At 34.0% G+C, this 21825-nt stretch carries 13 protein-coding genes (1 of these 13 running past the window's edge); 11 read left to right on the top strand and 2 right to left on the bottom strand.

Annotated features, from left to right (window positions below; translation table 11 throughout):
• A protein-coding gene (locus IPN31_14320; GenBank protein ID MBK8683051.1) for an ATP-binding cassette domain-containing protein crosses the window boundary here: on the top strand, nt 1-344 show its 3' end. It extends 553 nt beyond the left edge of the window; the window shows 344 of its 897 coding nt (coding positions 554-897); the start codon falls outside the window, past its left edge; the stop codon is at nt 342-344.
• Nucleotides 341-1126: an ABC transporter permease gene (locus IPN31_14315; protein MBK8683050.1), complete on the top strand. Its 786-nt coding sequence runs from the start codon at nt 341-343 to the stop codon at nt 1124-1126. Before IPN31_14320 ends, IPN31_14315 begins: the two co-directional genes overlap by 4 nt.
• Nucleotides 1127-1391: 265 nt before the next feature.
• Here IPN31_14315 and IPN31_14310 read toward each other — a convergent pair whose 3' ends face one another.
• Nucleotides 1392-2807 (bottom strand): hypothetical protein, encoded by a 1416-nt coding sequence (locus IPN31_14310; protein MBK8683049.1) that lies wholly within the window; start codon nt 2805-2807, stop codon nt 1392-1394.
• 153 nt (nt 2808-2960) lie between these two features.
• On the opposite strand from IPN31_14310, the gene IPN31_14305 reads away from it, so the two are divergent.
• The 9 genes from IPN31_14305 to IPN31_14265 all read left to right on the top strand — a co-directional run bounded on the left by IPN31_14305 (nt 2961) and on the right by IPN31_14265 (nt 19306).
• Nucleotides 2961-5150: a T9SS type A sorting domain-containing protein gene (locus tag IPN31_14305; GenBank protein ID MBK8683048.1), complete on the top strand. Its 2190-nt coding sequence runs from the start codon at nt 2961-2963 to the stop codon at nt 5148-5150.
• Nucleotides 5151-5245: 95 nt separating this feature from the next.
• Nucleotides 5246-7405: a T9SS type A sorting domain-containing protein gene (locus IPN31_14300; protein MBK8683047.1), complete on the top strand. Its 2160-nt coding sequence runs from the start codon at nt 5246-5248 to the stop codon at nt 7403-7405.
• Nucleotides 7406-7582: 177 nt separating this feature from the next.
• The gene (locus IPN31_14295) at nt 7583-9769 is read left to right on the top strand and encodes a T9SS type A sorting domain-containing protein (protein ID MBK8683046.1); all 2187 of its coding nucleotides are present in this window, start codon (nt 7583-7585) and stop codon (nt 9767-9769) included.
• Nucleotides 9770-9947: 178 nt separating this feature from the next.
• The gene (locus IPN31_14290; GenBank protein MBK8683045.1) at nt 9948-11183 is read left to right on the top strand and encodes an NAD(P)/FAD-dependent oxidoreductase; all 1236 of its coding nucleotides are present in this window, start codon (nt 9948-9950) and stop codon (nt 11181-11183) included.
• Nucleotides 11183-11878: a DUF1641 domain-containing protein gene (locus tag IPN31_14285; protein ID MBK8683044.1), complete on the top strand. Its 696-nt coding sequence runs from the start codon at nt 11183-11185 to the stop codon at nt 11876-11878. Before IPN31_14290 ends, IPN31_14285 begins: the two co-directional genes overlap by 1 nt.
• 6 nt (nt 11879-11884) lie before the next feature.
• Complete coding sequence (locus IPN31_14280; GenBank protein MBK8683043.1) at nt 11885-12202, top strand: TusE/DsrC/DsvC family sulfur relay protein; 318 nt, start codon at nt 11885-11887, stop codon at nt 12200-12202.
• 18 nt (nt 12203-12220) lie between these two features.
• Complete coding sequence (locus tag IPN31_14275) at nt 12221-12721, top strand: DsrE/DsrF/DrsH-like family protein (GenBank protein ID MBK8683042.1); 501 nt, start codon at nt 12221-12223, stop codon at nt 12719-12721.
• Nucleotides 12722-12982: 261 nt separating this feature from the next.
• Entirely contained in the window at nt 12983-15253 is a 2271-nt protein-coding gene (locus tag IPN31_14270; GenBank protein MBK8683041.1) for a T9SS type A sorting domain-containing protein, read from the top strand.
• Between the two features lie 426 nt (nt 15254-15679).
• Nucleotides 15680-19306 carry a VCBS repeat-containing protein gene (locus IPN31_14265; protein MBK8683040.1) on the top strand — a complete coding sequence of 1209 codons (3627 nt, stop codon included), beginning with the start codon at nt 15680-15682 and terminating at the stop codon, nt 19304-19306.
• A gap of 458 nt (nt 19307-19764) precedes the next feature.
• On the opposite strand, the gene IPN31_14260 is transcribed toward IPN31_14265, so the two are convergent.
• The gene (locus IPN31_14260) at nt 19765-21534 is read right to left on the bottom strand and encodes a T9SS type A sorting domain-containing protein (protein ID MBK8683039.1); all 1770 of its coding nucleotides are present in this window, start codon (nt 21532-21534) and stop codon (nt 19765-19767) included.
• Nucleotides 21535-21825: the final 291 nt, after the last annotated feature.

The raw sequence follows: 21825 nt of genomic DNA, 5'->3' as shown, positions 1-21825 counted from the left end.
GTCATTTATTGGATGAAGTTGAAAAAGTATGTACGCATGTTGCAGTAATAAAAAATGGTGTGTTGCTGGCAGAAGGCGGAGTAAATGAAATAGTGCATAATGCTATTCAAATTGAAATTGCCGGAAGCGATATGGAACGCATTGAAACATTGTTGAAAGGGTTTGCAGGTATTCAACAAATTATACGACAAGGTAATGTGTGGTTGGTAACATTAAATGAAGAATTAAATCCTGCATCCATTAATACACATCTTGTTCAATCCGGTATTTCGATATATCATTTTGCGCAACGAAAGAAACGTTTAGAAGAACAATTTTTAGAATTAACAGCTAATAAAGTATGATACGCTTATTACAGATAGAGTTTATGAAACTTTGGCCTTACAGGTCGTTCAGAGTATTATTTATTATTTACATTTTATTGCAATTAGGTTTCCTGATGACAGGTCGCAGTGTAGTGCAAGTGGATAATCAGGATATGAATTCCATTTTTAATGTACTGGCTTTTCCAAACATCTGGAATTACTATTTATACTTCGCCGGAATTTTTAATATCATTCTCGGCATACTTGTAATTTTTGTTACAACGAATGAATATTCTTATAAAACAATAAGGCAAAATGTTATTGACGGATTAAGTCGCAATGAAGTAGTAGCAGGAAAAATATTGTTGTTATTTACGTTTGCAATATTCTCTACCATACTTGTTTTTGCAGGAACTGTAATTGCGGGAATGAATTATACGGATGGCGCAACTTTACAAACTGCAATGGAACGCAGCAGTTTAATATTTGCCTATTTTGTGCAATGCATTTGTTTATTATCACTGGCATTTTTATTCGGAACAATTTTTAAACGCTCCGGTGTTGCAACACTTTTATTTTTAGTATTTATTTTCCCACTGGATGTAATAATTAATAAAGCAATATTGAGAGATTGCTGTAATGATTATCTGCCCGTAAGTAATATGTTTGTGAAGCTTATTAATTCTCCCTACGTACTCATTCGCAGCATGGGAGAAGATGCACAATCGGCACCTGCTCTGTTAGCAATTGGTGTCGGACTTGTTTATACACTGTTGTTTTTTATTATAAACTGGCAGGTAACTAACAAAAGAGATTTATAGGTTTAATTGACTTTATAAATTGACAATTGACAGTTGACAATTGACAATGAAGAAAAACTCATCACATATTAAATGGCTATTGGCTATTGGCTGTTGGCAGTTAGCTATTGGTGAAATAACTTTGACTATTGACTTTGACTTTAAAAAAACTCATTACTGATTACTGATTATTTATTTTTTTTCACTCACTGCTCACTACTCACTACTCACAACTTACTACTCACTACTCACAACTCACTACTCACTGCTCACCATTCACCATTCACTATTCACCACTCACCACTCGATTCAGCCACGCCTTGTTTGCCACCAATTCATTTTGTTGAATTTCATGTGTGAGTTTTTGTAAAGCGGCTTGTAATTTTTCGTCAGGTAAATAACCGCTTTCATATTTTAAGCGATATAATTTTAAAGTATAATTAAATAAATTTTTATACAGTTGTTTTTGATTTTTACTCAACAGTTTTTCTCTAAGCAAATAAATTTTTACAGTGTCCTTTAATGTATGAATTGCTTCAAAAGCTTCTTGTTCAAAATAAATTTTTAACAGAATACATTTTGCATCTAAATAATAATTTGGGTCGGTGAAATGCACTTTGTTCAGCAACTGCATTGCTCTTTTATATTGCTTGCTTTCATAATGCAATACTGCAAGGTTATATTGATATGCATTATCTCTCACGGCTTCCGGAAGTTTAATATACCACTCGTGAATAAACTGTTCTGTTTCTTCAAATTCTTTTAATCGCAATCCTGTAGTAACAATATTTTTATAAGTCCATTGCGATAGGGAATTGTTATCCGTAATTAAATTTTTTTCAATCATCAACCGAAATAAATTAAATAATTCACGCAGAAAATTTTCCTTGCCTTCATTTATACGTTTCACACAATAGTTCTGAACATAAGCACAAATTTCTTTCGCATTATTTTCTGATAACTTATCTAAGTGTGCAATTAATTTTTCAGGAAATCCAATATACCAATCGTCGTCAGCAGGATTATTCAGCCATTGAAAAATGGAATAATATAAATGTATGCTCGGATTTTTTTGTAGATCATCTTCAAATTGGTTGAGTACAGTTTTAAATTTCGATAATTCATTTTTATCAAATTCTAATGATAGAATATTACTTCTGTTCAGCAGTTCGCACCAAGTCCGTAATTGTTGTTGTAAAAAATGTGTTGTAAAATTTTTCTGACTTGCAATTAAATCATCATTATTGTTTTTGCGTGTCTGCTGAAAATGAAATTGATCAGATAATTTATAGAGTTGATATTTGCCAAACGGATCTTGCCTGTCTTGTTTTTCTTTTTTTCGCAAAAATGCTTTTGTAACTGAAGGCGCACTGATATTTAAAATTCCTTTTACTTCGGCAGCATGCTTCAAATCATCCGCTTGCTCCATTGCTTCAATGCGCAGAAACCGTTCTAATAATTTATAGAGATCACTCAACACATTATTTAATGGCAGTGGTTCAAATTTCTTTTTCCCAAAAACAAGATCAAAAGCAGTTGCAGAATCCCAATCCTCCTCGCTTTGCAATTCAGTGATATAGTCACCTAAGGCAATCACTTTTAATCGTGTATTAAAATAGGGGCTATGCAAAAATTTACTGAATCGTTTGCGTTTTGCCTGCGAAAGTGAATGGAGCGCACTAATAACTTTTGGAATTGACAATCTATAAGTGTTTAATTAATGATTAAATATACTATTGAAATATAATGATTTATAAAAATTTCATAACACAATATTATTTACAATTTTAGTAAGAAGTATTGGTTTGTTATTATAATCAGACAGATATTTGCTGAAACAAATTAAATTTAGACTATGAAAAAATTCTTCTACTCTTTTGCAATTGCTTTTGCACTCTGTATATATACAGGCGCATCAGCTCAATGGTCATATGTAAATACAACACCTGATTTAAATACAACAGCCAATGAGTTGTATGAAGATGCCTCAGGTAATATTATTACAGTTGGGGGTTTTTCTGATTGGCCATTCGGAGGTGCTGGACCTATAAGGGTAACTAAACATGATGCCTCAGGTAATTTAATCTGGGAAGTAGCAATTGAAAGTCCGAGTACTGACATTGGTGATATTAGTGCAGGCTCAGTAGATGGAGCTGTTGATGGCTATGTTGTTTTTTGTGGAGGCTATACTCGTCCCTTAATTATTAAATTAGATTTTGATGGCAATGTAGTATGGACAAGTGAAGCATGGAGTTCAGGCGTTACACTTGGAGTTTGCCCGCAGCCAACAGGGTATGTGCAATCCGATGGAACAATCGTTCTTGCAAGTTTTGATTCTTCAATTCCAACACAGTATGTTGTGTTTATGGTAAATTCCGATGGATCCTTAATTTCTGAAATTGATCATTCTTTAACTGTTGGTTCTAACATGGTTATTTCCGGATATGACTTAGTAGAATCACCTTCTGATGATGGCTTTGCTGTGAGTGGTGGAGCATTGCAAGGTGGATCAACATGGATGCCTTACATCTGGAAGTTTGATAGTGATGGCGCACAGGAGTGGTTAGAGTTATATCCTTCTTTAACAGCTATGGAAGCTTATGGTATTTGCAGCACTAGTGATGATGGTTTTGCAATTTCTGCTTACGATTATTTTGGTGGTCAAACAGGTGTGGTTAAGACAACATCAGACGGAACAGAGGAATGGTCAAATAACTATAATGCTACAAGTTCCGATTATGTCGCCTATGCATATGATATTGCTCAATTAAATGATGGCAATTATGTGATGACGCATGTAAATCTGGATGATATGTATCTGTATTATGGAACTCCCGAGATTGTATTTATTGACAGCGATGGCGATGAAACTGATCGCAAAGAAGTAGCTGCATCTGAAAGCAATTGGATTTATAGTATAATTGGAACATCAGATGGTGGATTTGCTTTTTGCGGAAAAATTAGAACCACTGATGTAATGGCTCCTGAATACGATCATCATTTCTTTGTTCAGAAATCTAGTGCATCAGGTGATTTACCTGCATGTATGTATAATTGTGTTTGGCCGGGTGATGCAAATAATGATGGCATTGCAAACACAGATGATATACTTTCTATTGGTGTGTTATCAAGTACTACCGGTTCTGCAAGAGATGATATGTCTATCGGTTGGTATGCACATGCAGCAGATTCTTGGGTGGATCCCGTAATTGGTGGTGATGAAAATAAATATGCAGACTGTAATGGTGATGGAACAATTAACGATGACGATACCACCGCAGTGAGTGTAAATTATAGTTCGGAACATCCGGTGTTTGTTTTAAAAACATCGGGTGGAGAAATTCCATTATTCATTGATGCACCAGAAACAGAATTACCCCTGGGATCAAACAGTTTACCTGTGATTTTGGGTGATGCAATTAATTATGCTGATGCGATTTATGGATTGCGTTTTACAATTACTTATGAAAGTGAAAATATAGAATCAAGCAGTGTAAGTTTTCAATCTATGGAAAGTTGGTTTGGCAGCGAACCTGAATTAATTACATTCAGAAAAAATAATACAGATGTGAATAAATTAGATGTTGCTATTGTGCGTAATAATCAATTGAATGCAACAGGAAATGGAACAATAGGCACCTTAAATTTTGTTGTGATTGATAATATCGCAGGTATTTCGACAGGTAGTGCTTCATTCACAATTTCCGATGTACGTGCAATTGATGTTGATTGGAACGAGCTTGCAGTGCAAGGCAGTAATGTTGTTGTGGAAACTGAAGAAACAACAGGAATTGAAAATCAGAATAACAATGAAATTAGTATTTATCCGAATCCTGCTACCGGAGATATTTTACATCTGGAAGGCAATATGAATGATTTTGAATATATTTCAATAAAAGATATTACAGGCAGAACCATTATAAATTACAATGCCGATCAGATTTTAGATGGTAATATTTCAATAGAATCATTACCTGCCGGCACATATATTTTAGAAATGTTAAGCAATGAAACTTTTGTTAGTGAAAAATTAATCCGCCAATAATAATTCTGGTGGTTACAGAGAGAAAGGTCATGAATTTCATGACCTTTTTTATTACCTTTAAATGCATAATTCTATTTCAACTTTATTTATTCATTATGAAAAATCTTTACTTAATTACAATGACAGTTATTTCGATAACAATTTCTTTTAACAGTTATTCGCAATGGGTCTCATTAACAGAGTGTGAATTTTATGGTCAGGCATCGGATATTGCAGAAACTGCAGACGGTGGAATTGTTGCCTGCGGATGGCTTTCTTCTGAACCTTCATTTTATGTAACTAAAATAAATGCAAGCGGAGTTAATGAATGGGAAACAATAATTGATCATCCCGACTTTCATGATTATGCCTACAATATTTTATCTGATGATGATGGTGGATTTATTATAGCTGGTCAGGATACTTATTTTGCAACACCATTTTTTGCAAAACTGGACGCAAGTGGTGATTTATTATGGACATCTGCTGCATGGTCTGACACTATTTCATCACCCATCTTTTCAAATAAAAGTGTATTGCTAGGAGATGGCAATATTGCTTTTATCGGCACACATTTCTTAAGTAATTATTTCACCATATTAAAAGTATCAAGTGATGATGGTTCTTTATTGGAATATATTTCCAGTGATACACTTTCACCAGATTTAATTTTCATTTCTTCGATAGCAGACATAACCCCAACTACCGATGGTGGATTTTCAATTACAGGTGCAGCACTTACTTCTCCTGCATTTACCACGGTATCTTATATTGTAAAATATGCTGAGGATTTATCTATGGATTGGAGTAATATGTATAGCACAACAGATGATGCTAATGCCGAAGGAATTTGCGCAACTGCAGATAATGGATTTTTAATTTCAGGATATAATCAGAGTTCAGATTTTTTTACTGAGCAGGAAACTTTTGTGTTGCGAACAAATGCTTCAGGTGAAATGGAATGGCTGCAATATTATGAAGCGATCTATACGTTTGCCACCGGTTATGATGTTGCTGAAATGACTGACGGCAGTATTTATTTAATTGAAGGTGGTGGCGATTATATTTTTCCTGACTTAACAAGAGAAGCACAACTATTTCACCTAACTGAAACCGGTGATGTTATTTCTAGCTCCTTATATGCGCCAGCAGAAGTAATGTATCTGAATAGAATAAAAGCAGATTCAGACGGAAGTATTATGTTATCTGGAATGATTTCTACAGATCCTACAGGTGCAACAAATAATTATTTTACTGTTATTAAATCGAATGTAGCAGGAAATTTACCCGATTGCATTTTCAATTGTGTATGGCCCGGTGATGCAGATAATAATGGCAATGCCGATATGGATGATTTGCTTGCTATTGGTTTGGTATATGGAACTGAAGGCAGCACAAGAGATGATGCTTCAATTGAATGGTATGGTCATGCTTCTGATGCTTGGGGTGATTCTACATTGACAGGAACTGATTATAAATATGCTGATTGCAATGGTGATGGTATTATTTCAGAAGATGATACGGCTGCAATTGTTTTAAACTTTGGATTTGAACATGCTTTATTTTCAATGAAAACTTCTGTAACTGATATAGTATTAAGGGCAAGTCCGGATATTGATATAATTGGAGGTGGAATGATATCAATTCCGATTATGTTGGAAAATGTCGGTAGCGATATTGATGCAATTTATGGTTTGCGTTTCGATGCAACTATCACTTCTTATTATATTGATCCATTAACTGTAAGTATCACCTTTAATGAATCGGTATTAGGAACAGATGATGAACTGATGTCTTTAGCAATTGCTGAAAGTGCAAATATTTTAGTACATGCAGGGTTAGTTAGAAAAGATCAAACAAATATTTCTACGCATGGTAAAGTTGCTGACTTACATTTTTACTATGATGAAGCATTAACAGATGATTTTCAAATTCAAATTGACAACGTAAGAGCAATCACTGCAACAAATGAAGAGTTGGAAATTAGCGGAGCAACAACAGATTATCCTGTATTAAACGGAATTGATGCAATTACTAATAATGGAGTTCAATTATTTCCAAATCCTGCAAATACAGTTTTACAGATTCAAATGCCTACAACTCAAAATGGTAATTATAGCGTTTGGTCTTTAACTGGTTCACTGATCTTTGAAGCGCAATTCACTACTACAGATTTAATTTCAATTGATATTGCTGACTTGCCGGAAGGTAATTATGTAGTACGGATAAACTCAGATACAGTAATAGCTCAAAAATATTTTACTAGAATAAAGTAGAATTTTCTATTTCTGAATGAAAAATTTATCGGTAAAACTTTTTAAATCAATGATTTATGTGCATATTAAGGCTAAACCAATTCATATAAAGGCAATAATCTGTACTTTTTATTAAGCATAGGATGTCTCAGATTTGTACCTGATTAATACTCTCTGTAACTCTTTAAATATTTTATTATGAAAAAATTATTCAACTTATTATTAATTCTCACAGCATTAGTCTTTACTAATACTGCTAATTCACAAGGCTGGGGCTATGCAACTCCCGGACATTGGGTGCAGGATGTTGCTGAATCGTCCGATGGAAGCGTATTTGCAATTGGTCTTGTCTATGACATTACAGGCTTTTCTTATTCCGATAACTATGTTGTGAAGCTCGATAGCGATGGCGCTGTGGCTTGGTCCAATGATGGTTCCGGACTTTCTTTCGGATATTTTACCGGTCAAAATATATTTCCTTCTTTAGATGGGGGCTGTGTAGTTTATGGTATTGCGGACTTTGGGTCACCTGCATTTTACAAATTAGATTCTGATGGAATTATAGAATGGGAATCCGATTTTGCAGCCGGTTTTGGTTCTTTATACTACGGCGCTGCTGTAGAATTAAGTGATGGTAGGTTTGCAACAGTGGGATTGGGCGAAGATTTATTTTATCATATTGCCGAAGTATCATCTGATGGATCTTTATTAAACACTTACTCTATTGCAGCAGATACAATTAGCGGTTGGGGTTTTTCCTATTACGATTATAAAGAAACCGGTATGGTAGCAACTGCGGATGGTGGTTTTGCATTTTCATGTGGTAAAACAGATTATAGAACAATTCACAAATTCGATAGTGATATAAATTTAGAGTGGACTCAAGATTATGCGCATGGTGTGGATAAGTGGGAGTATGGTCAATATTTGAATGGTTTACAAACATCTGATGATGGTGGTTACCTACTTGCAGGTTCTGCATTAGATACCCTCGTAGGTTATTCAGGAAGTTTAAGAAAAATAGATGCTGATGGAAATCTAGAATGGTTACAGTATTATAACCATGGTGCAGAATACGAAGAAGGTGCACATGTAACACAATTAGACGCAGACACTTATATGGTATGGACTCAAAATGCAGGTGATAACAGCACACATGGTTGGGTTTTAGATGAAGATGGTAATCAAGTGGATTCAATATTAATTCCAATTATTAATTGTACTTGGGGCTTTGGCGAAACAGGTATGGAAATTTGGGATGTACAAAAATCTGCTGATGGTGGTTATATACTCGCAGGTCGTCAATATCTTGAAGATTGCAATCAAAGATTTACAGTAATTAAATCTAATGCAGATGGTTCATTCCCCGATTGTATTTTCAATTGCGTTTGGCCGGGTGATGCAAATAATGATGGACTTGCTGATGCTTCCGATTTATTTGAAATTGGAATCAACTACGGTGCAGATGGTTTTACAAGAGATGATATGAGTATTGACTGGAGTGGTAAACTGAGCCGTGCATGGATGGAACCAGATACATTATATTGGTATGTATTAAATGATTTGAAATATACCGATTGTAATGGTGATGGAATTATTAATGATGATGATACAACTGCCGTTGCTGATAATTTAGGATTAGATCATCCATTAAATACGCTACGCACTTCAGCTAGTGATGTGGAATTATATTTTGATCCTGCATTTGATGAATTAAATGTTGGTTTAAATCAAATTCCAATTATGTTGGGTGATGCGATTAATTCAGTAGATGAAATTTATGGTATTCGTTTTACAATTACTGCAACAGGCGAATCTGTTTTGGGTGAAAGTTTAAAAGTAGTATTTGATGATTCATGGTTAGCTTCATCCACTGAAAAATTATCAATAAGCAAAACAAATGCATCAGAAAAATTAGTGGTATCCGGTATTGTTCGTAAAGACAGAAATAATACCGATGGCAACGGACAGATTGCAAGAATGGATGTGGTGGTAATTGATAATATTTCAGGTGGTGCAATGTCTGATGAAGTTGATTTTCAGTTTGGCGATATTCAGGCAATTAAATTGAATAGAGATGAAGTGCCAGTTTCAGCAACCGGTATTACTTTCCCCGTAGCAGAAACTACGTCAATTACAGAAGCACAAGCAGCAGGAATAAATGTGTATCCAAATCCGGCAGCACATAATACCATATATGTGCAATCCGCAAATGATATTTTGTTTGCAGAAATATCTGATGTAACGGGTAAATCAGTAATGCAATTACATAACCTTACAAATGGTACAAATGCAATTGATGTTTCTTCTATAAGTGCAGGTCAGTATATTTTACATATTCAAACAGAAGCACATTTAGTAAATCAGTTCATAGTGATAGAATAGTAGTCTTTTTTAATTTGTTAGTACATAAGCCGCATCACTCCTCGATGCGGCTTTTTTTATTTCCCTCATTTAGTGATATTAATCATACCCTTATGTAACTGCGGTTGCAGTTGCTAATAGTATTCTGTTGTTGCTTTGTTATAGCCCTTATTATGGCAGCAAATCAAAACATATTATTATGAAAAAATTACTGATACTGGGTGCAGGAACTGGTGGTACGATGATGGCAAATAAAATGCGCAAAGATCTGGATCGTAACGAATGGGACATCACCATTGTGGATGAAGATAAAGTGCATTACTATCAACCGGCATTTTTATTTATTCCCTTTGGTATTTATAAAAAAGAAGATGCCTTTAAACCAAAAATAAATTTTCTTCCCGCAGGAGTGAATCGCATTTTTTCGAAAATTGAAAAGATAGATGCAGAAAATAATACAGTATCGCTCAACGATGGTAAAACATTGCTATATGATTTTTTAATTATCGCAACCGGAACACGTATCGCTCCGGAAGAAACTCCGGGCATGATAGACAGCGAATGGCAGAAATCTATTTTTGATTTTTATACTTATGATGGTTCTGTAAAACTCGCTGCATTTTTAAAACATTGGCAAGGCGGTAAATTAGTAATCAATATTGCCGACATGCCGATTAAATGTCCGGTGGCTCCTTTGGAGTTTGCTTTTCTTGCCGATGATTATTTCCGCAAAAAAGGCATGCGTGATAATGTAGAAATATTTTATGTTACTCCGCTATCCGGTGCATTTACAAAACCAACTGCTTCATCTATTCTCGGTTACATGTTAGAAGAAAAACAAATTCATGTTGTACCCGATTTTTATATTTCAGAAGTAAATAATGCAGAGAAAAAAATAGTGGATTATGGTGGTGCTGAAGTAGCTTTTGATGTATTGGTAACTATTCCTTTACACTTTGGTGCAGAAGCAATAATGAACAGCGGATTGGATGATGATTTTGGTTTTGTAAAAACAAATAAACATACACTTCAATCAGAGTTGTTTCCAAATGTTTTTGTGTTAGGTGATGCAGCAAATCTGCCTACAAGTAAAGCGGGTTCTGTGGTGCATTTTTCCAGTGAAGTATTGCACGAAAATCTATTGAGTGCTATGGATGGAATGCCGCTTACTGCTAGCTTCGACGGCCATGCAAATTGTTTTGTGGAAATGGGTAATGGTGAAGCTGCACTTCTCGATTTTAATTACAATACCGAACCGCTCACCGGTACATTTCCATTACCGGGAATTGGACCTCTGACTTTATTGAAAGGTTCAAAATTTAATCACTACGGTAAGCTGATGTTTCGCTGGATTTATTGGCACATGTTATTGAAAGGAAAAGAATTACCTATCAGCAGAGATATGAGTGAAGCCGGAAAAAATATTGTAGCATAATGGAAACCGCAGAATTAAAAATAGAACAACAGATTGCAAATATTAATCGCAAATTAGATTTCATCATGGAAGAAATGATGGAGCAGAAACTGCAAAAAGAAAAATGGAATGATCTTGAAGAAGATGTTACGCATGTTTCAAAAGAAGTGATGCAATCTGCAACAGAAATGTTGGAAGACAATGGTGTACAAATAAATTCAGAAGCAGTAACAGAATTATTAGTGCGTGCAATGCGCAATATTGATAACATAAATACTGTATTCGATTTGCTGGAAAGCGCAACTGATCTTGCAGAAGATGCGGGTAGAATTATTCAGTTAGCGGGAATGGATATCACAGAAAAAATTACAGAACTGGATCACATCGGTTACTTCCGTTTTTTAAAAGAATTAGGTTATGTTGGCAATCGTGTTGTGCAACATTTTAGTGCAGAAGATATACATGCATTGGGAGATAATGTGGTATATATTTTAGAAACTGTAAAACGCATTACACAACCTGATATGCTGCAGGCAATAAACAATGCCATTATAATTTTCAAGAGTGTAGAAACTGAAAATGTTCCAGAAATGGGACTATGGAAAATGATGCGTGAACTCAATACACCGGAAGCAAAAAGAGGATTGGGATTTTTGGTAACATTCCTGAAAAACTTTGGAGAGAAAAATACTTTTAATCAAACAATAAAAAAATAACATACTATGGCAACGAAAATCTATTCAGGAAAAACTGTAGAAATTAACGACGAAGGGTTTTTTATAAATCCTGCGGAATGGACAAAGGAGATGGCTCCTGAAATTGCAAAAGAAGTGGGCATTGAAAATATTACAGATATACATTATGCAGTAATTGATTACATACGCAAACGTGTGTTGACAGATAATGAACAACTCACTATGCGCAGTATGGGAAAATCCGGTGTGGTAGATCTGAAAATGTTCTATCAATTATTTCCAGGTAAACCATTAAAATATGCAACAAGAATTGCAGGCGTACCGAAACCAACAAGTTGTGTTTAATCATAAAAAAAAATTACAATGAAAACGATAGATAAACCTATAAAAAAAGTTTGTATCATTTGTGCGAAAGGCACACTTGAAGATGTGTATGCTGCATTAGTTCTTGCCAATGGTGCTGTAATGGATGGCATTGAAGCAAGATTGTTTTTCACCTTCTTCGGATTGGAAGCAATCACAAAAAAAACTATGGATCATTTGCATACATCTGTTGTAGGAAATCCTGCAATGCGTTTGCCGGGTGGTATGCAATTTCCTTCTCTGCTCGGTATAGTTCCGGGTATGGAAGCAATGGCAAGTGAAATGATGAAAAAGAAAATGGAAGAATTAGATGTGCCTCCTGTAAGTGAATTTTTAGATATGATTGAAGCTGGTGGTGGTGAAGTATATGCATGTAAACTTGCAGTAGATATGTTTAAACTAAAACCCGAAGATTTATCACATCATGTAAAAGGAATTTTAACCGTGGGTGAATTTTATGAACTCGCAGCCGGTGATGGATCACAGATAATATTTGTATAAAAAAGTAGTGGGTATTATAGTGAGTGGTGAGCAGTGAGTAAAAAAATCAGTGATCAGTAATCAGTGATGAGTTTTTTTAGTCAATCGTCTATGTTAATAGTCAAAGTTATTTCGCCAATAGCCAACGGCCAATAGCTAAAATAGTGAATAAATAAAGCAATAATGAGTTTTTTTTAATTGTCCATTGTCAATTGTCCATTGTCAATTTAAAAAGTCTAAAATTTTTTTTTTATTATTTTTAAAAACCCAATAAATAATAAAATGAAAATTCTAACCACTTCTATTTTACTCTTCTTTACTACTATAATTTTTTCTCAAACGGAAGATATAGTTTGGCAAATTAGTTATGGTGGTCTAGGAAATGATTCATTGCATACAATCGTTGCTTGTCCCGATGGCGGCTTCATTGTGGGTGGTACATCTGCTTCCGGAATTACAGGAAATAAAACAACAGAATTATTTGGTTTAAGTGATTACTGGGTAATTAAATTTAATGCAGATGCGGAAGTAGAATGGCAGAAATCTTATGGTGGTGAACTCAACGATTTTTTATATGCTATTTGTCCGGCAATTGATGGCGGTTATATAATTGGTGGCGCAAGCAATTCTGGTATTTCAGGAAATAAAACAATAGATACAATTCAAAAATCTGATTACTGGATTTTAAAAGTGGATGATGAGGGAGAAATAATTTGGCAAGCAGGTTATGGCGGTAACGACCATGATATATTAAAAGATATTCAGCCCTATGGAAATGATGGCTATATACTTGGTGGATTATCAAGATCAGATAATTCAGGAGTTAAATCTGAAAATAGTTTGGGCTATTCTGATTATTGGTTAGTTCGAATTGATTTATATGGAAATCTTATTTGGGAAAACACAATTGGTGGTAACGATGAAGATGATTTTACTACTTTATTAATAACTTCTGACAGTACTATTGTTGCTGGAGGTTATTCTAATTCCAACATCTCCGGTGATAAGGATGAATACTCATCATATGATAATGATGACGTCTGGATAATTGCATTAGACTCTTTAGGAGAAACTGTTTGGCAAAATACAATAGCCGGAAACAAGTATGAATACTTATATGATTTATACGAAATGGAAAACGGCAATATTCAATTAATTGCACATTCCAGATCTGATAGTAGCGGAGATAAAACAATTGATGCTATTGATGATAATCACGACTACTGGATAATCCTAATTGATTCTGTTGGAAATGTGCTGGAAGATACTATCTATGGAGGAACGTATGAAGATAAAATAAGAGCCGGATTATTTATTGATGAAAATCTTTTTGCTTACGGCGGATTCTCCCGGTCAAATGCCGGTTATGATAAATCACATGATTCTTTCGGCAACTATGACTATTGGATAATTGGAGTTGATACTTTTGGAAATAAAGTATGGGACTTTACTTATGGTGGCGATCTTGATGATTATTTTATGAATATGATTGTTGCAGATGATGGTGGAATTATTTTCGGCGGATATACGAAATCGGGTATATCAGGAAATAAAACCGTGGCTTCAAATGGCTTGAATGATTATTGGATAATTAAAATAGATCCATGCTCGGATTCTGTAGTTTATTATTTAGATGCAGATGCAGATGGGTATGGAAATATTGATTCCACTTTGCTTGGGTTGTATTGTGAAATACCTGAGGGCTATTCAATTAATAGTATGGATTGCAATGATAGCGATTCCACAATTTTTCCGGGTGCTGTAGAAGTATGTAATGATATAGATGATAATTGCGATGGATTAATAGATGAGTCGTTGACTTTATGGACTTTATACTTGGATGCAGATAATGATGGCTATGGTAATTCATTGATTTCAATTGAGTATTGTGGAGCAGTAGATGGTTATGTATTTAATTCCTGGGATTGTGATGATAGCGATTCAACAATTCACGATCTTCAAAAATATTATTTGGATAATGATGGTGATGGAATTGGTAATTCTGCAACGGGTGAATGGATATGTGCCAATGAAGCGCCCGAAGGATATAGTGCAGTGAATAATGATTGTGATGATGATAATAATTTAATATCTGATCCACAATTATACTATGCAGATGCTGATGGCGATGGCTATGGTGATCCTGCGGTTTTTGAATATATATGTGAATTAATGCCGGAGGGATTTGTAACCAATCGTGACGATTGCAATGATAATAATGCTGAAATAAATCCGGATGCTATTGAAATATTTAATTTGCAGGATGATGATTGCGATGGATTATATGACGAAGGAGTTTCTGCAATAGAAAATAATGCTGTTTTTTATTTTCAATTATTTCCAAATCCCACAGATGCATTTATTATTATCAATTGCAACTCACCATCTCAAAAGCAAATAATAATTAGAAATTTTTTTGGTGAAATAGTTTTTCAAACAACTAGCACTCAAACAAAAATTAATATTGATTTAAAAAATTATTCTTCAGGAATATATTTCATTGAATTGCAAACAGCAGGAAACATTTTGCAGAAAAGCTTTGTGAAAAACTAAGATTGATGTGAAAATAAAATAATTAGCCGATTAGTTGATTAGCAAATTAGCCGATGTGATTAATGTGAGAATGTGCAAATGTGGTTAATGTGCAGATGAAATGATTAGCTGATTAGCAAATTAGCCGATGTGCGAATGTGTAGATAAAAATAATTAACCATTAGCCGATTAAACGATGTGATTAATAGCAATGATTAGACGAACGATAAATTTTTAACCCTAAACTCGAAACTTTTTGTCAATGTTCTTAGTCAATAGTCAAAGTTATTTCGCCAACAGCTAACGGCCAACAGCCAATTAATCAATGATGAGTTTTTTTTCATTGTCCATTGTCAACTGTCCATTGTCAATTTAAAAGTCCATTGTCAATTTTTTTACTACCTTCATTTTTGCTTGCACAACATTCACAGTTAAATTTCATATCTCATGAATATAACGATATCAAAAAAGTTAATCCCGCTATCAATTGCACTTTTTGCTATTTTATTGTTGAGCGTAAATTTCAGTTGTTCTTTTACTAAAAAAAAGGAAGCAGAAACACGGGCAACTGCAATTATTAATGAGAATAGAATAGTACCTACCGATAACGAAAATGGAAAATTATTTGAAATCCTTACCGGAAAATCTACCGGAATCAATTTTGTAAATACACTTCCCGACAATTACGAACATAACTATTGGAGATACACATTTATTTATAATGGAGGAAGTGTAAATATTGGTGATTTTAATAATGATGGATTACCCGATGTTTTTTTTACGGGTGTAATGGTTCCTCATCGCATTTATATCAATAAAGGAAATCTTCAGTTTGAAGATATTTCTGCAACGGCAGGCATCACAAAAAATGATTATGAATGGACATCCGGATCCACTGTTGCGGATGTGAATGGCGATGGATTTCTGGATATCTATATCTGTAATTCCCGTTGGGCGGATCCAGCTAAAAGAGGAAATAAATTATTTATTAATAATGGTGATCTCACCTTTACTGAAAAAGCAAAAGAATATGGTTTAACCGGAGATGTTACTTGTTCCGCAGCTAACTTTTTTGATTATGATAATGATGGCGATCTGGATATGTATCTCGTTACTCATCCTCTGGATTTTATAAATAAATTTAAAATTTATTATTTCCAAACTATTGAAAATAATAAGAACCTCAGTGATAAATTATACCGCAATAATGGAGATGGAACATTTACAGATGTACATCTTGAAGCAGGAATAAATAATCATGGTTTTGGATTAAGTGCCACTGTTGCCGATTTCGACGAAAATGGATATTTGGATATTTATGTCGCCAACGATTTCGGTATGTATGATTTTTTATATTTCAATAATGGAGATGGTACATTTTCGGATGCATCTCTTTCTGCAATTAAACGACATAGTGTAAGTTCAATGGGTTCTGATGCTGCGGATTTTAATAATGATGGATTATTAGATCTGTATTATGTGGATATAGAAATGGAAGAAAATTATTCTTTTAAAACATTTCAAATTTCTTCGCAAGTTGAAATATTGCGCACACTAATCAATGCAGGATATGGATATCAAAACAGAGGAAATTCTCTGAAAATAAATAATGGCAACAAAACATTTTCAGAGATTGGCAGAACAGCAAATGTGGGAGTTACAGATTGGGGATGGTCAACATTTTTTACTGATTTTGATAATGATGGTAATAAAGATCTTTTTGTATCAACCGGTTATCTGCAGGATTTTAATATTGATGAAACAGAAACCTATTCTAAATTGCGCAGAGCTTGTCGCATAAATGATAGCACAATCTATAGTAAGTTTATTAATTCCATTCCGAGATACACTTTGAATACACCAAATTTTATTTTTAAAAATAATGGTGATCTCACCTTCAAGGATATGCGTGATGAATGGGGCATTTATCATCCCTCTTCTTCTTATGGCGCTGCATCAGCAGATCTCGATTTGGATGGCGATATAGATATTATTTGTGCAAATGCAAATGAGACACCGTATGTATATAAAAATAATTCTGAAAAAAATCCGGAAGCAAATAATTATATCCGGTTTAAATTGAAAGGTTATGGCGCCAATACTTATGGGCTCGGCACAAAAATTAAAATATATTACAATGACACCATGCAATATATTCAACATACAAATGTGCGTGGATTTATTTCGACTACAGAAAATATTATTCACTTCGGAACGGGTAAAAATAAAACCATAGAAACCGTTGAAATAACCTGGCAAGATGGAAAGAAACAAGAATTAAAAAGTATATCCTGCAATCAAATTGTAATGTTGGATCATGCAAATGCATCTGCAGATATTGTATTTGCAAATCATAAAAAAAGAAGTCCCATTTTTACAGATGAGCAAGTATCATCAGGAATTAATTATATACATAAAGAGAATGATTTCGAAGATTTTACTCGAGAATTTTTGATACCACATAAAATGAGTGTGTCCGGACCTTGCACTGCTTCCGGCGACTTGGATGGAAATGGATTGGATGATATTTATATAGGTGGCACTTTTGAAAAAGAAGGAGAAATTTGTCTACAAATAACACCCGGAAAATTTATGTCAAGCAATATAAAATTACAAGCAGACATTAATTATGAAGATGCTGCTGCATTGATTTTTGATGCGGATAATGATGGCGACAATGATTTATATATTGGTAGTGGAGGAAATGAAAAAATGGCCGGCGACAAATGTTATAACGATAGATTTTATATAAATGCAGGCAATGGAAATTTTGTATTGCTGAACGAAAATATTCCACAGATTGCTGTGCCTACATCGTGTGTGATTGCATGTGATTTTGATAAGGATGGTGATCTGGATCTCTTAATTGGCGGAAGACAATTTCCAGGAAAATATTTGCTGCCTGTTTCTTCTGCTCTTCTGCAAAATGATGGTGGAATATTTACTGATGTAACAGAAAGCATTGCACCGGCATTAAAAAATATCGGTATGGTTTCTTCAGCACTCTGGAGCGATTTTGATAATGATGATAATATTGATTTGCTTATTACCGGCGATTGGATGCCCATTGTATTTTTAAAAAATAATGGATCCGCATTTGAAAATATCACTGCTCAAACTAATCTTGAAAATATGGAGGGATGGTGGCAAAGTATAAACGGAGCTGATTTTGATAATGATGGTGATACTGATTATATACTTGGAAATTTCGGTACCAATAGAAGATTTAAAAATACTGTCTCCGAAACAACAGGAAAAACTCTACCATTGGAAGGTTATTATTTCAGCAAACAGGAAACAGAATTTCAGGGATTGTTGATGAGTTATTATCAGCATGATATTTCTTATCCGGTACATTTCAGAGAACGTATGCTCGAACAATATCCGGAAATAAGAAGCGCCATTCCCGATTGGAATTCTTTTGGTAAAATGAGTACAGAGGAGATGTTTGGAAAAAATAATTTAGCGAATGCATATCATACAGTGGCATATCAATTTGAAAGTGCTGTTTTAATAAATAACGGCAATAATAATTTTACAAAAATCAATCTTCCTGTAGAAGCTCAGGTGAGTCCGGTGTTTGGAATTATTTGCAATGATTTTACCGGCGATGGAATTACAGATATTCTTTGTCAGGGAAATTATTATCAGACAGAAATATTAGTAATGCGTCATGATGCGGGAACAGGATTATTATTGGAAGGAAAAGGCGATGGAACATTTATACCAATACGCAGTTTAGAAAGTGGTTTTTGGAGTGATGGAGATGCACGTTCTCTTACACTTGTTAATTGTGGAGAGAATAAAAGTCCATTTATAATTGCCGGAGTTAATAGCAGTCAAACAATAGTATTTAGCTATCCATCTGATCAAATACTTAATGTAAAAGCTAATGATATTTATGCGTTAATTACTTACTCAAATAGCACCACACAAAAAGTTGAATTTTATAATGGAGAAGGGTATTATTCCCAACGATCAAATTTTATTACCATCAACAAAAATGTGCGCTCCGTAATCATAGTTGATTATAAAGGAAATAAAAGAGAAGCATTGAACAAATCAATTAGCTGATTAGCTGATTAGCCGATGAGCTGATGTGCAAATGTGCAAATGTGATTAATGTGCAAATTGAAATGATTAGCAGATGGGATGATTAGCAAATTAGCCGATGTGATTAATGTGCAAATTGAAATAATTAGCAGATGGGATGATTAGCCAATTAGCCAATGTGATAAATATGCAAATGTGAGAATTAAAAAATTATACGATGTGATTAATAGCAATGAAAAGCCGAACGATAATTTTTAACCTGAAACTTGAAACACGAAACTTTTTTTGTCAATGTTCTTAGTCAATAGTCAAAGTTATTTCGCCAACAGCTAACGGCTAATAGCCAATAGCCAAAATCAGTGATGAGTTATCAGTGATGAGTTTTTTGTCAATGGACAATAGTTAATAGTCAATGTTTTATTCGCCAATTGCTAACGACCAAAAGTTAATAGCCATCTATTAAGTAATGATTTTTTCAATTATTGAATAATAATTTTAAAGAAAAATTGACGTCCATCAGCTTCGGCAATTATCCAATATGCACCTTTCATATATTGTGTCAAATCAAGTCGGGTAAACCCATCTATTGTGGATTGCAATTTATCAACAAGACCTTGCATTGAGTATATATAGATTGTTGTTTGAGGAGTCCATTCCGCAGGTGTATTTAATAACCAAAATTCACCTTCAGAAAGATTGGGCATCAGCAATAAATCTTCAGTACCTTCTGTACAATCATTAATAAAAATTGTATCGGATTTCTGACCGCAATTGTTATAAACCGTTACCGAATATTCTCCGGGTTTATTGGGTTGAAGATATCTTTCTGTAGAACCATTGCTCCATAAATAAGCAGGCCATTCACCGGCATCAATAGTGATAGGAAAATTTGTATAAGAACATAAATCAATATCATCTCCCAGCTCTAAATTTTTAGTTGAATATGGATCCAATTTCACTGTAAACTCTTCACTGAAATTATAGCAACTATCAGAATAAGCTACCCAATAATCTCCCGCTTCATAAATTATAATTTGTTGTATAGTTGCTCCTGTATTCCAGATATAATTTTCAAATCCATCAGGCGCAGTTACTGTAAAATAATCTCCCGGACATAAAGTAGTATCAGGTACATAGAAGTAATCAATTTTTTGTGGTGTAATAGAAACTAAAAAACTATCTATAAAAAAATTACAACCTTGCGTTGCATTTAAAATATATAAACCTTCAGTATGAGCATTTAAATTTTTATTTGTAGAACCAGTATTCCATAAATAAGAATCGTAATATTCTGAGCCTTTTAAAATGGCAGGTAAATGATTGAAACAAATTAATGTATCAATTACTTTAGAAAAGGTAGTATCAGGTAGAAAATTTACCTCAGCAGTATCGCTTAGAAATCCCTGACTGGATGAAATATTTACCCAATATTCCCCATTGGTAGTTACATTTATTTGGGGAGTTGTATCCCCTGTACTCCATAAATATTCAGCACCTCCAAAATAGGCATCCAGAATTACCGTATCGCCAACACAAGAACTTATATCAATTAATACGATTTCAGAATATTTTACTACATACACATCTTCAATAAATAAATAGGCAAATATTGTATCGTTATCTACTGGTGGATAGTCTGGAATTTCAAAAATGTTTGTGTTAATTTTATTTTTAAAATTGCCAATTGTAATCCATTTTTCATTACCTGTTGCTTTAAAATAATTTCTTACTCTTGTCCAAGTACCGGGATTAATAATTACACTTAAAGAGTCATTGGAAATTTGAGGAGTATAGTTTAAATTTTTGGTATAAGAATATTCAAAGTAAGGACGTTCTTTTGAAAAATACGCACCCACCTCATTCGTAGTAAACGCAGCCTTATTCATATATTTATGAGCAGGGGCAACCCAAAATTCTACAATATAAATAGTATCGGCTTCTAATGTATCTATCAATTGTGTTTGAATATATTCCCTGTAAGAACCTTCACAACATTTATCATAATAAACGAAAAAGCCGCAGTAACCCTCACCACTTCGAGCAGGTTGATTATCAGAGAATAAATTAAAAGGAACTCCAACTTGGTTATAAGGCAGAACACAACTATTAAAATAATCAGAAGTACCATTAGTGGGTCTTAACCAATTTAAAACATAAAAATTATCCAGAGGATGAACATTACTATGATCATTAGGACAATGTAAATATTCTTCAAAATTTGGATTGGGCACAAGGTTATATTGTGCCATAAGATTTATATATCCGCAGAATATAAAAAAGCAGATAATTATTAATTTAGTTTGTAGCCGATTCTTCAATAAGAATAAAGTTGAGATTTCTAAATTACTGTAAATAGGGCATTAAAAAAAATCAGCCGTGGCTTTTATAACATGATCCCGACATATGGAACTCTGGACATTTTTTTCAAAGTCAAAAGTCTAAGTTTTTTTTCCAATAGCCTTAACCAGATATATGGTACTTAATTCCTGATACTATTAGGAATAGACGAACAGAAATATTTAACTCGAAACCTGAAACCC

The sequence above is a fragment of the Bacteroidota bacterium genome, assembly GCA_016715425.1.
Classification (GTDB): domain Bacteria; phylum Bacteroidota; class Bacteroidia; order Chitinophagales; family BACL12; genus JADKAC01.
The sequence above is the reverse complement of the archived record's forward strand: the minus strand, read 5'-3'. Positions and strand labels throughout refer to the sequence as shown.

Coding starts and splice junctions, on each gene's coding strand:
- IPN31_14315 (MBK8683050.1), top strand. CDS start 341: ATGATACGCTTATTACAGATAGAGTTTATGAAACTTTGGCCTTACAGG.
- IPN31_14305 (MBK8683048.1), top strand. CDS start 2,961: ATGAAAAAATTCTTCTACTCTTTTGCAATTGCTTTTGCACTCTGTATA.
- IPN31_14300 (MBK8683047.1), top strand. CDS start 5,246: ATGAAAAATCTTTACTTAATTACAATGACAGTTATTTCGATAACAATT.
- IPN31_14295 (MBK8683046.1), top strand. CDS start 7,583: ATGAAAAAATTATTCAACTTATTATTAATTCTCACAGCATTAGTCTTT.
- IPN31_14290 (MBK8683045.1), top strand. CDS start 9,948: ATGAAAAAATTACTGATACTGGGTGCAGGAACTGGTGGTACGATGATG.
- IPN31_14285 (MBK8683044.1), top strand. CDS start 11,183: ATGGAAACCGCAGAATTAAAAATAGAACAACAGATTGCAAATATTAAT.
- IPN31_14280 (MBK8683043.1), top strand. CDS start 11,885: ATGGCAACGAAAATCTATTCAGGAAAAACTGTAGAAATTAACGACGAA.
- IPN31_14275 (MBK8683042.1), top strand. CDS start 12,221: ATGAAAACGATAGATAAACCTATAAAAAAAGTTTGTATCATTTGTGCG.
- IPN31_14270 (MBK8683041.1), top strand. CDS start 12,983: ATGAAAATTCTAACCACTTCTATTTTACTCTTCTTTACTACTATAATT.
- IPN31_14265 (MBK8683040.1), top strand. CDS start 15,680: ATGAATATAACGATATCAAAAAAGTTAATCCCGCTATCAATTGCACTT.
- IPN31_14260 (MBK8683039.1), bottom strand. CDS start 21,534: ATGGCACAATATAACCTTGTGCCCAATCCAAATTTTGAAGAATATTTA.